The organism is Mycolicibacterium sichuanense (assembly GCF_033741125.1).
GTDB lineage: Bacteria > Actinomycetota > Actinomycetes > Mycobacteriales > Mycobacteriaceae > Mycobacterium.
The window spans coordinates 1154340-1169846 of record NZ_JAWQPU010000001.1; the positions used below are offsets into that span (position 1 = coordinate 1154340).

12 protein-coding genes are annotated in these 15507 nt (G+C 69.5%); 11 read left to right on the forward strand and 1 reads right to left on the reverse strand.

The features are described 5' to 3' along the window. Nucleotides 1–14 precede the first annotated feature (14 nt). The 3 genes from SBI80_RS05630 to atzF are packed head-to-tail and all read left to right on the forward strand — an operon-like array spanning nucleotide 15 to nucleotide 6066. Nucleotides 15–647 carry an urea amidolyase associated protein UAAP2 gene (locus tag SBI80_RS05630; protein ID WP_318973710.1) on the forward strand — a complete coding sequence of 211 codons (633 nt, stop codon included), beginning with the start codon at nucleotides 15–17 and terminating at the stop codon, nucleotides 645–647. Further along, nucleotides 644–4315 (forward strand): urea carboxylase, encoded by a 3672-nt coding sequence (uca, locus tag SBI80_RS05635; protein WP_318973404.1) that lies wholly within the window; start codon nucleotides 644–646, stop codon nucleotides 4313–4315. Before SBI80_RS05630 ends, uca begins: the two co-directional genes overlap by 4 nt. Next, nucleotides 4312–6066, forward strand: coding sequence for an allophanate hydrolase (gene atzF, locus SBI80_RS05640; protein WP_318973405.1), 1755 nt, complete (start codon nucleotides 4312–4314; stop codon nucleotides 6064–6066). The genes uca and atzF overlap by 4 nt, the downstream gene beginning before the upstream one ends. Here the strand turns inward: atzF and SBI80_RS05645 are convergent. Further along, nucleotides 6027–6725, reverse strand: a complete 699-nt coding sequence (locus SBI80_RS05645; RefSeq protein ID WP_318973406.1) for a TetR/AcrR family transcriptional regulator — start codon at nucleotides 6723–6725, stop codon at nucleotides 6027–6029. The genes atzF and SBI80_RS05645 overlap by 40 nt on opposite strands. Nucleotides 6726–6961: 236 nt before the next feature. Between SBI80_RS05645 and SBI80_RS05650 the strand changes: the two genes are divergently transcribed. Genes SBI80_RS05650 through SBI80_RS05685 form a run of 8 tightly spaced genes read left to right on the forward strand, consistent with a single transcriptional unit; the run spans nucleotide 6962 to nucleotide 15494 of the window. Next, the gene (locus tag SBI80_RS05650; RefSeq protein WP_318973407.1) at nucleotides 6962–8968 is read left to right on the forward strand and encodes a dipeptide ABC transporter ATP-binding protein; all 2007 of its coding nucleotides are present in this window, start codon (nucleotides 6962–6964) and stop codon (nucleotides 8966–8968) included. Then, nucleotides 8968–9837, forward strand: a complete 870-nt coding sequence (locus SBI80_RS05655; protein ID WP_318973408.1) for an ABC transporter permease — start codon at nucleotides 8968–8970, stop codon at nucleotides 9835–9837. Before SBI80_RS05650 ends, SBI80_RS05655 begins: the two co-directional genes overlap by 1 nt. A gap of 12 nt (nucleotides 9838–9849) precedes the next feature. Further along, nucleotides 9850–10854: an ABC transporter permease gene (locus SBI80_RS05660; RefSeq protein WP_318973409.1), complete on the forward strand. Its 1005-nt coding sequence runs from the start codon at nucleotides 9850–9852 to the stop codon at nucleotides 10852–10854. Next, nucleotides 10855–11493 carry a cysteine hydrolase family protein gene (locus SBI80_RS05665; protein ID WP_318973410.1) on the forward strand — a complete coding sequence of 213 codons (639 nt, stop codon included), beginning with the start codon at nucleotides 10855–10857 and terminating at the stop codon, nucleotides 11491–11493. It abuts the gene before it with no gap. After that, the gene (locus SBI80_RS05670; protein WP_318973411.1) at nucleotides 11490–13070 is read left to right on the forward strand and encodes an ABC transporter substrate-binding protein; all 1581 of its coding nucleotides are present in this window, start codon (nucleotides 11490–11492) and stop codon (nucleotides 13068–13070) included. The genes SBI80_RS05665 and SBI80_RS05670 overlap by 4 nt, the downstream gene beginning before the upstream one ends. Then, nucleotides 13070–13921, forward strand: coding sequence for an N-acyl homoserine lactonase family protein (locus SBI80_RS05675; RefSeq protein WP_318973412.1), 852 nt, complete (start codon nucleotides 13070–13072; stop codon nucleotides 13919–13921). The genes SBI80_RS05670 and SBI80_RS05675 overlap by 1 nt, the downstream gene beginning before the upstream one ends. Next, nucleotides 13918–14451 carry a hypothetical protein gene (locus SBI80_RS05680; protein WP_318973413.1) on the forward strand — a complete coding sequence of 178 codons (534 nt, stop codon included), beginning with the start codon at nucleotides 13918–13920 and terminating at the stop codon, nucleotides 14449–14451. Before SBI80_RS05675 ends, SBI80_RS05680 begins: the two co-directional genes overlap by 4 nt. Continuing rightward, the gene (locus SBI80_RS05685; protein WP_318973414.1) at nucleotides 14448–15494 is read left to right on the forward strand and encodes an isopenicillin N synthase family dioxygenase; all 1047 of its coding nucleotides are present in this window, start codon (nucleotides 14448–14450) and stop codon (nucleotides 15492–15494) included. Before SBI80_RS05680 ends, SBI80_RS05685 begins: the two co-directional genes overlap by 4 nt. The last annotated feature ends 13 nt before the right edge of the window (nucleotides 15495–15507 follow it).

Consider the following 15507-nt stretch of genomic DNA (forward strand, 5'->3'; position numbering starts at 1 on the left):
CGGACCACGCGGCCATGGTCCACGGCCGCGTCATCCTCGACGAGTTCGTGCCAGCGCGGGCGGCCTGGTCGGCCGTCGTGGTCGCCGGTGACGTGCTGACGATCGTCGACCTCGAGGGCAACCAGGCGGTGGACTGCCTGCTGTACTTCGCCGCCGACACCAGCGTGCGCTACTCCGCGTCGGAAACCATTGCCCGCCAGGGCCATATCGTGCTGACCGCGGGATCGGTGCTCAGGGCCGACACCGGCGTCGCGCTCATGACCGTCGTCGGTGACGAGGTCGGGGTGCACGACACCCTGGGTGGGGCCTGCTCGAAGGAATCGAACACGCTGCGCTACGGCCAGCACACCCGGGCCCAGCACGGCTGCATGGAGAACTTCCTCATCGAGGGCTCCCGGCACGGCCTCGGCGCGCGGGATCTCGCCAGCAACATCAACTGGTTCATGAACGTGCCGGTGGATCCCGACGGCGCCCTCGGCATCGTCGACGGACTGTCGGCACCGGGCAAGCGGGTAGCGCTGCGCGCCGAGGTCGACACGCTGGTGCTGGTCTCCAATTGCCCGCAGGTCAACAATCCGTGCAACGCCTTCAATCCCACCCCGGTTCGCATGATCGTCACCCGACCGGACGAGGCGGGTTCGGCGTGACGGACACCGTGCTGATCGCCAACCGCGGGGAGATCGCCGTCCGCCTGGTGCGGGCGGCGCAGACGCTCGGCCTGCGCACGGTGGCGGTGTTCTCCGACGCCGATCGCGGCGCACCGCACGTACGGCTCGCCGACGCCGCCGTCCGGCTGGGACCCGCCGCGCCCAGCGAGAGCTACCTGCGATCGGACGCGCTCCTGGAGGCGGCCTCGTCCAGTGGCGCGACGATGATCCATCCCGGGTACGGATTCCTCTCCGAGGACGCGGATTTCGCCGAGGCGGTCGAGGCGTCCGGCATCGCGTTCGTCGGCCCGACACCGCATCAGCTCCGGGTCTTCGGCACCAAGCACACCGCCCGGGCAGCAGCCCGCGCCGCCGGGGTTCCCGTCTTCCCGGGATCCGAACTGCTCGACGACGCCGCCGCGGCCAAGGCCGCCGCCGCGGACATCGGCTACCCCGTGATGCTCAAGGCGACGGGCGGCGGGGGCGGCATCGGCATGCAGGTGTGCCGCGACGCCGCCGAACTGCAGGCGGCCTTCGACCGGGTGTCGCGCCTGGCCGAGCGCAGCTTCGGATCCGCAGGGGTGTTCGTCGAACGCTTCGTCGACGAGGCCCGACACGTCGAGGTCCAGATCTTCGGCGACGGCAGCGGCCGGGTGGTCTCCTTGGGGGACCGCGACTGCTCGCTGCAGCGCCGCAACCAGAAGGTGATCGAGGAGGCCCCGGCGCCCAACCTTCCCGAAGCCGTGCGGGCCCAATTGCATTCGTCCTCGCGGGCGCTGGCGGCAGCGGTCTCCTACCGTTCCGCGGGCACGGTCGAGTTCGTCTACGACCCGCGTCGGCAGGAGGCGTCCTTCCTGGAGGTCAACGCCCGGCTGCAGGTCGAGCACCCCGTCACCGAAGCGGTGACCGGCGTGGACCTGGCCGCGTGGATGTTCCGGCTCGCCGGCGGTGAAACCCAATTCCTGGCGCCGTATCTCGCGCCGGGAACGACCCTCGGATCGGTGCCGGTGGCCGGCAACGCCGTCGAGGCGCGCGTCTATGCCGAGGACCCCTCGCGCAACTACCGGCCCAGTACCGGGACGCTGGTGGCGGTCGAGTTCCCCACGGTGATCGGCGACGATCCCGCACCGCGGATCGACACCTGGGTGGAGGCGGGCACCGAGGTCTCGGCCTCCTATGATCCGTTGCTGGCCAAGGTGATCACCACCGGTGACGATCGCGACCAGGCCCTGGCCCGCCTCGGCAGGGCGCTGGACGCCACGGTGCTGCACGGCATCGAGGTCAACGTGGGGCTGCTGCGCGCCGCGGTCGGCCTCGACGAGGTCCTGGCGGCGCGGCACAGCACCGCCACCCTGGCCGAGGTCGTCGATCCTCGCCCCCGCATCACCGTCGAACGACCGGGTCTGCTGACGACCGTGCAGGACTTGCCGGGCCGCGTCGGGTTGTGGAACGTGGGCGTGCCACCGAGTGGACCGATGGACGACCTGTCGTTCCGGCTCGGCAACCGCGCTCTCGGAAACGCCGAGGGCGCACCCGGATTGGAGTGCACGGCCTCGGGACCCGCACTGCGCGTGACGCATCGCACCACCTTCTGCGTGACCGGAGCGGACTGCCTGGTCACCGTCGACGGGACACCGGCGCCGATGTGGGAACCCGTCGTGGTGCCCGCCGGTGGCGAGCTGGCGATCGGAGCTGCCGAGACGGCGGGTCTGCGGACCTACGTCCTCGTCGAGGGCGGATTCGAAGTGCCGACCTATCTCGGCAGCGCGTCGACGTTCACCCTCGGGCGCTTCGGCGGGCATGGCGGCCGACCGCTCGTCGTCGGTGACGTCCTGCGGGCCGTCGCGGCGCCGGGAACCCCGATGGCTGCGGTGCCCGTCGAGTGCCGGCCCGCCATGCCGTCGGACTGGGAGCTGGCCGTTACCGAGGGGCCGCACGGTGCGCCGGAGTTCTTCACCCGCGACGACGTCGACACACTGTTCTCGGCGCGCTACGTCGTGCACTTCAACTCGGCCCGAACCGGCGTGCGCCTCGAGGGACCCCGGCCGAGGTGGGCAAGGCCAGACGGTGGTGAGGCGGGCCTGCATCCGTCGAACATCCACGACAACGCCTACTCGGTGGGGGCTCTGGACTTCACCGGTGACACCCCGATCCTGCTCGGACCCGACGGACCGAGCCTCGGCGGATTCGTCTGTCCGGTCACGGTGGTGGCGGCCGACCGGTGGAAGCTGGGCCAGTTGCGACCCGGGGACACCGTCCGCTTCGTGCCCATCCGAGCGGCCGACGCGCCGTCGCGAAGGGAGCTGGGCCTTGCCCGGCTGGCCGCCTTGCCATTGGTCCGGCGCGGTGATCGCGACGGGGACGACGGTGTGCTGGGCCGTCGCGAGGCCGCCGGTGGTGCGCCGGCGGTCACCTACCGGCGCAGCGGCGACGACAACGTCCTGATCGAGTACGGCGAGATGGTGCTCGACCTCGCGCTGCGGGCCAGGGTGCATGCGCTCTACGAGCGGCTCGACGCGCTGCGGGCACCCGGAATCCTGGATCTCACACCGGGAATCAGGTCGCTGCAGGTGCACGTCGACCCCGACGTGCTGTCCATCGACCGGTTGCTGGGTCTGCTTGCCGAACTCGAGGACGACCTGCCAGCCACCTCCGAGCTGGTGGTGCCGAGCCGTTCGGTGCGGCTGCCGCTGTCCTGGGACGATCCGGCGACGCGGGAAGCGATCGCGCGCTACACGTCCGGCGTGCGCGACGACGCGCCGTGGTGCCCGTCCAACATCGAATTCATCCGCCGCATCAACGGACTCGCCAGCCAGGACGACGTCATGGCCACGGTGTTCTCGGCGGAGTACCTGACCCTCGGGCTCGGTGACGTGTATCTCGGGGCGCCGGTGGCCACCCCGCTGGATCCGCGGCACCGGTTGGTCACCACCAAGTACAACCCCGCCCGGACGTGGACCGCGGAGAACTCCGTCGGCATCGGGGGCGCCTACCTGTGCATCTACGGCATGGAGGGCCCGGGTGGCTACCAGTTCGTCGGCCGGACCACGCAGGTGTGGAGCCGATACCGGCATACCGCCCCGTTCGAACCGGGGAGCCCATGGCTGCTGCGCTTCTTCGACCGCATCTCCTGGTATCCGGTGACGGCTGAGGAACTACTGGACCTGCGTGCGGACATGGCCGCCGGCCGGGGATCGGTCGAGATCACTCCCGGCACCTTCTCGCTCGCCGAGCACGAACGCTTCCTTGCCGACAACGCCGAGTCGATCGCCGACTTCCGCGCCACCCAGGCGGCGGCCTTTGGCGCCGAGCGCGCTGCGTGGGCCGCGGCGGGCGAGTTCGATCGCGCCGAGCGGGCCGAATCGCGGGTGACCGCCACGACGACGGACCTGGTGCTCGACGACGATCAACAACGGGTGGACGCGCCGTTCTCGTCGAGCGTGTGGAAGGTCGACGTCGAGGTCGGCGAGCAGGTGGTCCGGGGTCAAGCGCTGCTGGCGCTGGAGGCCATGAAGATGGAGACGGTACTCACCGCGCCCGCCGACGGCGTCGTCACGCACGTCCTGGTGGAGGCGGGCAACCAGGTCGACCCGGGGACGCCGCTGGTCGTCGTCGGGCCGAGGACCCCGCCACCGGAGACGATCGACGTGGAAGGGGTACCGGCATGACCGCGGTCGAACGGGTGCTGGCGACCTACGCCGCGATCGAACGGGCCCGCCGGCCCGAGATCTGGATCTTCCTGCGGCCCAAGGACGATGTACTCGCCGACGCCGAGGCCGTCGATGCGGCCGTGGCTGCCGGGGCGGAGCTGCCGTTGGCCGGGCTGACCGTGGCGGTCAAGAACAACGTCGACGTGGCGGGTCTGCCCACCACCGCGGCCTGTCCGGCCTTCGCCACCGCGCCGGCGACCGCCGACGCAGAGGTGGTGGCCAGGCTGCGTGCCGCAGGTGCGGTCATCGTCGGCGCCACGAACCTCGACCAGTTCGCGACGGGCCTCGTCGGAACCCGCAGTCCGCATGGCGCCGTGCGCGATTCGCGCCGACCCGAGTACGTCTCGGGCGGATCCAGCGCGGGATCCGCCGTTGCCGTGGCCCTGGGTCTCGTCGACGTCGCAGTCGGGACCGACACCGCCGGGTCCGGCCGCGTTCCCGCCGCCCTGCAGGGCATCGTCGGCATCAAGCCCACCTACGGTGTGGTGCCCACCGACGGGGTGGTGCCGGCCTGCCGGTCCTACGACTGCGTGACGGTGTTCGCCCGCGACCTGGACACCGCCGACGCCGCGATGGGGGTGATGGCCGGTGGCACCGGAGCCCGCCCGTTCCCGCCCGATGCGCCGCTGGCTGCGCCCGACGTCCCCAAAGTGGCCGTCCCGGAGGATCTCTCGGCATTGACGCAGCCATGGCAGGAGGCCTTCGCGGCCGCCTGTGAACGACTCGCGGCCCACGGCGCGGTGCTGGTCGAGATCGACGTGTCGGCCTTCCTCGCCGCGGCTCGGTTGTTGTACGACGGCGGCCTGGTCGCCGAACGGCACGACGCCGTTGGTGACTTCGTCGACGCCCACCGCGCCGAGGTGGACCCCACCGTCGGAACGATCATCTCGGCGGCCGGCGACGTGTCGGCGACGGCCCTGCTTCGGGATCGGCGCCGCCTCGGCGAGCTCACCGCGACCGCGATGGCCGAGTTCGACGGCTGCGATGCGCTGTTGATCCCCACCACCACCGAACACCCGACCATCGCCGAGGTGGCGGCCGATCCGGTTGGCGTGAACTCCCGGCTCGGGACCTTCACCAACTTCTGCAACCTGATGGACATGTGCGCCGTGGCGGTGCCGTCGGGCACCGCGGGCCACGACCAGTTCGGCGTCACGGTGGTGGCGCGGTCCGGGGCCGACGCCGTCGCGATCGACGTCGCCCGGCTGGTGATCGCCACCACCGAATCGGTGGCGCTGCCCGGCGCCGCATCGCTGCAGGGGCGTTCCATCCTGCCGCCGTGGCCGACGCGGGCCGGGGTCGAGACGGCTCTGCTGATGGTCGTCGGCGCCCACCTTCGTGGACAGCCGCTGGCCTTCCAGCTCGAGGAGCGGGGCGCCCGCTGGGCGGGACCGGCCGTCACCGCGCCGGTGTACCGGCTGGCCCGGCTCGACACCACGCCTCCCAAACCGGGCCTGGTCCGGGTGGGTGCCGAGGAGGGTTCCGCCATCGGCGGCGAGCTGTGGCTGGTAGGCACGGCGAGGCTCGGCGACTTCCTCGCGATGCTGCCCGCTCCGATGATGCTGGGCCGCGTCACCCTCGCCGACGGCAGTGAGGTCGTCGGGTTCGGCTGCGCGCTGGACGCGTGGCGGGCCGGCGAGGACATCACCGGGTTCGGTGACTGGCCGACCTATCTGAGCAGCGTCTCGTCGGACTCGACCCGGGTGTAGCGCTCGATCTCCGAGCGGGTGCGCTCGCGCAGCTCGGGTGTCTCGGCGTCGGGAATCCCCAGCACCCGCAGGCAGGCGTCGGCCACGTGGATCGGCAACTCGTCGCGCTCGGGACCCGGGGGCACCGACCACATGTTGACCAGCGACTCCACCAGCCGGAAGGGCAGGTCCGCGGCGGCGGCGTGCACACCGGTCTGGTCTACGACGGCCTGGCTCAGGGCCAGATAATGCAGCCGCAGGCGTTCACGGTCGGACCAGAACGGCTCGAGCCGGGCGTCGCGCAGTTCGGGCAGCAGGTACAGCGCGCCAAGGTTCCACCGGCCGGCCAGCAGCTGGCCACCGTCGAACGCGGCAAGGGCGTGCAGGTGCTCGGCAGCGCTCAACGCAGGCTCGGCGCCAAGGAGGTTGGGGATGAACGCCAGCGTCGGGCTGACGGTCTGCCCCAGCAGCGCGCACAGGATGTCGTCCTTGGTCTTGAAGTAGTGATACAGCGATGCCTGGCGAATGCCGACCGATTCCGCGATGGACCGGGTGGAGGTGCCGGTGTACCCCAGCGTGGTGAAGAGTTCACCTGCAGCATCCAGGATTTCGTCGCGGGCGGTGACGCCCGGTCGCCTCTGGTCGTGGTGGCGGGGTCGTCCGGCCCTGGTGAGCGGCATGACCCCATCGTGGACCATGGCGGGTGAAAAGTGGTCATGTCCGTTGGTTTCTGTCACACGACAGAAACGCGCGATACGCATCGGTTACGTGTGCCGTCAATTGGTTACGCCAGCGACACCCATCGGGCCGACGCGACCGCAAAACTGTCAACTGACAGGCGGAGGCACACGGACGTGCCTCCGCCCTCCTCAACCGAACTCGATGCCGAAACTCGACACTTCCGGGAGCGTTCTCTATGGGTATCGCGGTTTCCCACGCCGTCTCCGAAGTCGCGGGCCCGTCCGTGCCGCCCGCCGACGGTACCGTGGCGACCGCCGGCGATCTGCGAGTGACGTTCCGTCGCAACGGTCGCGACGTCCACGCGCTGCGTGGGGTGTCGCTGACCATCGGGCCGGGGGAGATCCTCGGTCTGGTCGGTGAATCCGGTTCCGGCAAGAGCGTTCTCGGGTTCAGTATGCTCGGTCTGCTCCCCGCGAGCGCCAGGGTGGATGGCACGATTACCGTCGCCGGTTCGGACATGGTCTCCGGCAGCGCCAAGGACCTGCGCAAGGTCCGACGTCTCGACCTGGGTGCGGTGTTCCAGGATCCGATGACGTCCCTGAATCCGACCATGCGGATCGGCAAGCAGGTAGCCGAGGCGGCCGGCAGTGACGAGGAGGCCCTGCGGCTGCTCACGGCGGTCGGCATCCCCGAGCCCAAGCGCCGGATGCGGGCCTACCCGCACGAACTCTCCGGCGGTTTGCGCCAACGGGTGATGATCGCCATCGCGATCGCCGGTAACCCCGAGTTGATCATCGCCGACGAACCAACGACGGCGCTCGACGTCACCGTGCAAGCCCAGGTATTGCGCCTGCTGCGCAGCCTGCGCGACGAAATCGGTTGCAGCATCGTGTTCATCACGCACGACCTCGGTGTCGCCGCCCAGATCTCCGACCGCATCGCGGTGCTGTACGCGGGGCGGATCGCCGAGATCGGCCCGACCGCCGAGGTGCTGAGCACGCCGGCGCATCCGTACACCCACGGGTTGCTGCGTTCGCGACTCACCCTGCAGACCGCCCGCGATCGCAAGCTGGCCGCGCTGGCGGGTTCGGTGCCCAGCGCGGTGACGCCATTGCCCGGATGCGCGTTCGAACCGCGATGCGCGCTGGCGACCGACGAGTGCACGACGGCACCGCCGGACCCGGTCGCGGTGGCGAGCGACCGCACCAGTGCCTGCATCTTCTCGCCGGACGAGGTCGCCAAGGAGCTCGGCAGCAAGGCGACCAACACCGAGGAACCCTTCCCGGCGGTGTCCGCCGACGGTCCCGCCCACCCGCCGTCGGTGGTGCTGCAGGACGTCACCAAGACGTACTCGGTCGCCAAGCGCTGGCTGGACCGTTCCTCGGCGGGTCACGGCAAACTGCAAGCGCTGCGCGGTGTTTCGCTGCGCGTCGCCCACGGTGAATCGATCGCCCTGGTGGGCGAGAGCGGTTCGGGCAAGTCGACGCTGTTGCGGACGATTGCCGGACTGGAGAAACCGACCACCGGCAGCGTCGAGCTGGTCGAGGGTCAACGGCCTCAGATGGTGTTCCAGGACGCGGGCGCCTCTCTGACACCGTGGCTCTCGGTGGGGGAGCTGATCTCCGAGCGACTGAGCGGGACCGGCATGTCGCGGGCGAGCCGGCGCGAGGCCGTCGTCGAGGTGCTGGCCCGCGTCGGGCTGCCGGCCGAGATCGCCAAGTCGCGGGCCGGGCAGCTCTCGGGTGGTCAGCGCCAGCGAGTTTCCCTGGCACGCGCCACCGTGGTGCCGCCGTCGGTGCTGCTGTGCGACGAGCCGACCAGTGCGCTCGACGTGTCGCTGGCCGCCTCGGTGCTGAACCTCATCGGAGACCTCCGGCGCACGCTCGACATGTCGGTGGTGTTCGTCACCCACGACCTGTCGGTGGCGCGCGTCGTCGCCGACCGCATCGCCGTGATGTACCTGGGCCGCATCGTCGAGATCGGTCCTGCCGAGCGGGTCATCGGCGACCCGGCCCACCCGTACACCCAGGCGCTGGTGGATTCGATCCCCGACCTCGGTCGCGAATCGCGGGTGCTACCAGGCGAACCCGCCAGCCCCCTGTCACCCCCGACGGGATGTGCGTTCCACCCTCGGTGCGCGATCGCGGTCGACACGTGCGGCGACGAGTCGCTCGACGTCCGGCTCGAGGGCTTCCCCGGCAACCCGCATCAGGTTGCCTGCATCGAGAGGCGGGCCGTCTGATGGCGATCGCAGCATCGGCCGGCCCCTTGGTGCGCGGCCGCGGGCGACGCGTGTTGTCCCTGCCGGAGTCGCGGTCGACGATCGTGAACTGGGCCGGGTTCTCACTCATCTTCGTCGTCACGATCATCGCGATAGCGGTGCCGCTGCTGGCGCCGCACGATCCGCTGGTGCCCGTCGGCATGCCGTTGCAGGCGCCCGGCACGCACGGTTTCCTGCTCGGCAGCGACAGCATCGGCCGCGACATCCTCTCCCGGGTGCTCTACGGCGTGCGCTCGAGCTGGTTCGCCGCGCTGGTGGTGGTCGCCGTCGGACTGCTCATCGGTGGAATCGTCGGCCTGATCGCCGGGGCGACGGGCGGCTGGGTCGACTCGATCCTGATGCGGATCACCGACGGGTTCCTCTCGCTCCCCGCGCCGGTGCTGGCGATCGCCGTCGTGGCCGCCCTTGGGCCCGGCTTCGTACACACCCTGATCGCCGTGTCGATCGTGTGGTGGCCGTTCTACGCCCGGCTGGTGCGCGGTGAGGTCGCCCGGCTGGCCGCCCGGCCGCACGTGGAAGCCGCGAAACTGGCTGGGGTGAGCCGGTTTCGGCTGGCCGGACGACACCTGTTGCCGGGGGCTGTGCCCAACGCGCTGGTCGCGGCGAGCCTGGACGTCGGCACCCTGATCCTGACCCTGGCCGCGCTGTCGTTCCTCGGGCTCGGGCAGTCCGCGCCGGCACCCGAGCTGGGTGCCGACTCGGCCCGCAATCTGAGCTACTTCCTGCAGCAGTGGTGGATTCCGGTCATGCCGGGTCTCGGAGTGCTGGTGCTGGCACTGATCGGCAACATCGCGGGCGACTGCCTGCGCAACCTGATGAAGACGAGCTAGGAGGCGGCTCCGGTGAAGACCTTCGTGGCGTCCCGGCTGGGCGCGATGGCGGCGATTCTGATCGCCCTGACCGGTGTGATGTTCCTGCTGCAACACATCTCGCCGATGGACCCCGTCAAGGCCCAACTCGGTGCGCAGGCCTCCGCCGAGGCGGTCGCCGCGCGCCGGCAGGCCCTCGGCTTGAACGATCCCATCCTGGTGCAGTTCTGGCGCTATCTGACCGGGGCCGTCACCGGTGATCTTGGCACGTCGTTTCGCACTCGGCACGGCGTCGCCTCCGACCTGGGCACCTTCTTCCCGGCCACCTTGGAGCTCGCCATCTACGGGCTGGCGATCGCCCTGGTGCTCGCCGTGTTGCTGGCCTTCAGCACCACGCTGAACTGGCGCGGTGCCGGCGTGCTGCGCGCCATCCTGTTCACCGGCTCCTCGGCACCGATGTTCCTGCTCGGCATCCTCGGCTTGATCGTCTTCTACAAGCAGCTGGGCTGGGTGCCGGCCAACGGCCGCATCGGCATACCCAATCCGCCGACCGGGCCGACCGGTCTGCTCACCGTGGACGGCTTGCTACACGGGCGTCCCGACGTCACCCTCGACGCGCTGCACCATCTGATCCTGCCCGCGCTCGTCATCGCGATCGGTCCCGCAGTCGCGATCGGGCGGGTGCTGCGCAGCAGCCTGCTCGGCGACATCGACAGCGACTATGCGCGGACGGCCCGCGCGAAGGGCTTGCCGGAGGGCCAGATCCTGGCGCGGCACGTGCTGCGCAACTCGGTCGGGTCCGCGTTGTCGATGACGGGATTGCAAGTGGGATTGATGTTCTCGGGCGTCCTCGTGGTCGAGCAGGTGTTCGGCTGGCCGGGCATCGGACAGTACATCTCGCAGAGCATTCCCGTCGCCGACTTCCCGGCCATCGCCGGCGTCACGCTGCTGCTTGGCGCGCTCTACGTCTTCATCAACACGGCCGTGGACCTACTGCAGGCCGCCGCAGACCCGCGTATCGCAACAACAGGAGGATAGGTGCCGAAACAACCGCTCATCGTGGGCAACCCGGTGTTCGTCGTCGTCGACATGCAGGAAGCCGGTGACATGCCCGCCGAAGAGGTCGGCATCGAGCACATGCCCGGCTACGACGGACGGATCGAACGCACGCAGCGTCTGCTCGCCGCCGCGCGCGGTGCAGGCATCCCCGTGGTGTTCTTCCAAGAGGTGCACCGGCCCAGCGGAGTCGACTTCGGTCGCGAGCTCGACGGCACCGAGGGCGTGCACTGCGTCGACGGCAACCCCGGCACGCCGCTGCACCCCGCGCTGCTGCCGGAACCCGGTGAGTTCCACATCGTCAAACGGCGCTACTCGGGCTTCATCGGAACGGACTTCGAGATCGTGTTGCGCGGCCTGAAGGCGTCCACGCTGATCCTCGTCGGCGGGCTGACCGACGTGTGCGTGCACTACACCTTCGCCGACGCCCACCAGCGTGACTACTACGTCCGCGTCGTCACCGACTGCGTGGGTGGATCGACGCAATACCGGCACGACGCGGCACTGGACGCGATGGAGTACCTGCAGACGGGTGCCCTGCGCACCACCGAGGAGATCCTCGCCGCCTTCGCAGATCTAGCCTCCGCCTCCGCCCCCGTCCTGGAAGGAGCAGCACGATGACCATCAGGTTCAAGGCCATGCTGGCCGTCGGTGCTGCCGTCGCGCTGACGCTGAGTGCCTGCGGCGGTTCGGATTCGGGCAGCAGCACGCCCAACGCGGCACCGACCGACAAGGTGCTGCACCTGTCCTTCCTGCAGGACCCGGGCCAGCCGCCGGACCCCGACATCTTCTACGCCGGACAGGGTCTGCTGCTGACCACCAACGTCTACGAGGGCCTGCTGCAGTACAAGGCCGGAGTCGACAAGCCGATCCTCGAACCGCTTCTGGCCACCGAGTGGACGGCCTCACCGGACAACAAGGTCTACACGTTCAAGCTCCGCGAGGGCGTGAAGTTCCACGACGGCACCCCGCTGACCTCCGCGGCGGTGAAGGCCTCGTTCGACCGCAGGCTCGCCGTCAACCAGGGACCGGCCTACATGGTCTCCGACGTCGAATCCGTCACCACGCAGGGCGATCTGGGCGTCACGGTCACGCTCAAGGCGCCCAACTCGGCATTCCTCGACTACCTCGCATGCCCCTACGGCCCGCGGATCCTCAGCCCAGAGGGCCTGAAGAAGAACGCGGGCAGCGACAATGCCCAGAACTACCTGACCACCCACGATCTGGGCACCGGGCCGTACACACTGACCGACGCCCAGGTGGGCTCGCACTACGGTCTGGCGTCGTTCCCCGACTACTGGGGACCGAAGCCGTACTTCGAGAAGGTCGACATCCCGGTGATCACCGACGTCTCGGCTCAGCAGCTGCAGTTCAACAACGGCCAGATCGCCGCGATCCTGCACGATCTGCCGTCCTCGGCGGTGCAGTCCTACCTGGACAACAAGTCGTTCGCGAACTACTCGCTGCCGACGATGATGTCGAACTACCTCTACGTCAACCCGCGCAAGGGCATGTTCACCGACGCGAAGAACCGGATGGCGATGCTGCAGGCCATCGACGTCGACCAGCTGGTCAAGCAGACCTACTTCGGCCGCGGGCAAGCGGCAGCGCAGATCTACCCGCCGAACATGATGGACCCGCAGTACGCGAAACAGTCCATCCCGCATGACCCCTCGGTGCTCACCGCGCTCGCCGGCAGCCTGCCCGCCGATCAGAAGGCCATCACCATCGGCTACGACTCCAGCAATCCGGACAACCAGCTGGTGAGCAACCTGCTCCAAACCCAGCTGGCGGCAGCAGGTTTGAACGTCAAGGTGCAGAGCTACCCGACGTCGCAGATCTTCGGTTGGATCGGCACCGACGGGGCGGATGCTCCGGAGATCCTGCTGAACCTCGGTTGGCCCGACGCGCCCTCGCCCTACACCTGGGGACACATCTCCTGGGATGCCGACGGTGGCTTGAACTACCTGGGGTGCTCGGCCCCCCCGGTGACCGCGGCGCTGGCGCAGGGTCTGCCCGACGGATCGCTGCAGGCGTTCTCGCAAGCCGGTGAGGAAGCCATCAAGACCGGTTGCTGGCTGAACGTCGCGGACGTCAACGACTTCATGGTCGCCCAGCCCTGGCTGAAGGGCGTGGAGCAGGGTCACGTGGTGACCAATCCGAACTCCTTGCGGCTGGCCGCATTGTCGGTCGGCTGATGGCCGGACTGGTCCGCAAGAGCGGAGTCCGCCGGATCGTCCTGCTGACGCTCGGCTGGGAGGATCTGCCGAAGGCCGTTTCGGTGCACGGCAGTTCGCCAGAGCTGCGGATGCGTGAACCGGTTCCCGGGGTGCTGCTGCAGACCGACGGCGGCTGGGTGCTGCTGGACACCGGCTTCAACACCGCACTGATCCGCGATCCACACCTGCGGCGGCGTTACTTCCCGTCGATGGAGTACCAGCCGCTGCTGCCCGGCCCCGGCGAGCCCATCGAAGAGGCGCTGTTCGAGATCGGCGTCGACGTCGACGACATCCACGTGGTGGCGCTGTCGCACCTGCACGTGGACCATGCCGGCGGGCTGAAGCTGTTCGCCGGCAAGGTGCCCGTGCACGCGCAGCGCCGCGAGTTGGAGTACGGGCTGTCGAATCACCCGGAACCGGAGCGGCACGCGATCTTCCGGGTGGACTTCGACGACCCGAGCATCGATTGGCAGCTGGCCGACGGGGAGGCCGAGATCGCTCCAGGCATCTCCGCGGTGCCGACCTACGGGCACACACCGGGCCACCAGAGCTTCGTGGTGGAACTCGACGAATCCGTCACGGGCGGGGGTGACCCCGACGGGTACGTGTTCGCCTTCGACGCCGCCGACCTGACCGAGAACATCGACCAGGAGCTGGCCATCGGCGGTTACATCGACGTCGAGCCCGAGGAGACCATCGAACCCATCCGAAGGCTCAAGAAGCTGGCGCAGGACAAGGGGTATCCGCTGATTCCGGGCCACGACCCGCATGCGTGGCCCGAGATGACCGCCCACTTCCACGACCGCTTCGGGTCCGTCTCGCCGACATGACCGCCCCCGTCATCGCGGACTGCGTCGGATCGTGGCGGCGCAGCCTGCTCGTCGATGCCGACGGCGGGCACCATGCCGGTGGTGAGGTGAGGTGGCTGCAGGGCATCACCGCCTACGTCGACTCTCGCGGTTTCGCCGGCCGTCTTCAGCAGAGCGGCAACGTCTTTCAGTGGCATCGTGACGTCGACCTCGAGCCGCCGGGGCCGTTCCCCGATGCCGGGGCGATGCACTGGGACGGCGACGTGCTCATCGAGACCGGAGTGCACCAGGCCTACGTCGAGCATTGGGTGCGCGAGGGCGGATCGACCGATCCGTGCGGTGCGCTCTTCCTGCGCGCATCCGACGGTGCGACCGGGTTGCTGGTGCGGGTCGGCGGGCTGTTCGGCTGGGCGGGCGGCGGCGCCGTCGTCATCGGGACGGTCGGCGACGCGGAGTATGGCCGGCTCGGCATCGCGCCGGCCGGGGAGGAAGTACGCGCCAACGGGATCCGTTGGCGCATCGACCGAAGCGAAGGAACCGTGAATCCATGAGTGCTGCGACGTCGTTCACGTCGGTGCCCATCGTCGACATCAGCGGGTTGCGCTCGAGCGATGACGCCGTGCGCGCGCGGGTGGCCGCCGAGATCGGGACGGCCGCCAGGGAGGTCGGGTTCCTCTACATCAGCGGATCCGGGATCGACGAATCGTGCTTCGACCGGATGTTGGCGGCCACCAAGGAGTTCTTCGCGCTGCCGCTCGAGGAGAAGATGCGCAGCTACATCGGGCTGTCGCGGTGCCATCGCGGTTACGTGCCGATCGGCGAGGAGGGTGTCGAGAGCACCGCGGATTCGGTGCCCGACCTCAAGGAGGCGTTCGACACCGCGCTGGACCTGCCCGCCGACGACCCCGACTACCTGGCGGGCAACCCGATGCTGGGTCCCAACACCTGGCCCGAGCTGCCCGGTTTCGCCGAGGCGGTGACCGAGTACTACCAGGCCGTCCTCGAGGTGGGACACCTGTTGCTGCGGGCGTTCGCCGACGCCCTCGGCGAGGACCCCGACGTGTTCTCGCGGCACGCCACCAAGACACCGAGCCAGCTGCGCCTGGTGCACTACCCGTACAACCCCGACGCCCGCGACGGACTTGGCATCGGCGCCCACACCGACTACGAGTGCTTCACGCTGCTCAAGCCGACGGCGCCCGGGCTGGAGGTGCTCAACGGCGCGGGGGAGTGGATCGACGTGCCCCCGGTGCCCGGCACCTTCGTGGTCAACATCGGTGATCTGCTGGAACTGTGGACCAACGGCGCGTTCGTGGCCACCAGCCACCGTGTCCGCAAGGTGGTCGAGGAGCGGTACTCGTTCCCGCTGTTCTTCAACGTCGACTACGACACCGAGGTCAAGCCGCTGCCGCAGTTCGCGTCCGCGGACGGCAAGGACCGGCCTGCACTGCGGGCCGGCGAGCACCTATTCGCCCAGACCGCACAGAGTTTCGCGTATCTGCGCCAGCGCGTGGCCAGCGGCGAACTGGTGCTGCCCGAGGGATCGCTGGGGCTCAATCAATTCGGGCAGCAGGCGCTGCTGGGCGTGGAGTAGGCGACCCGCCGGC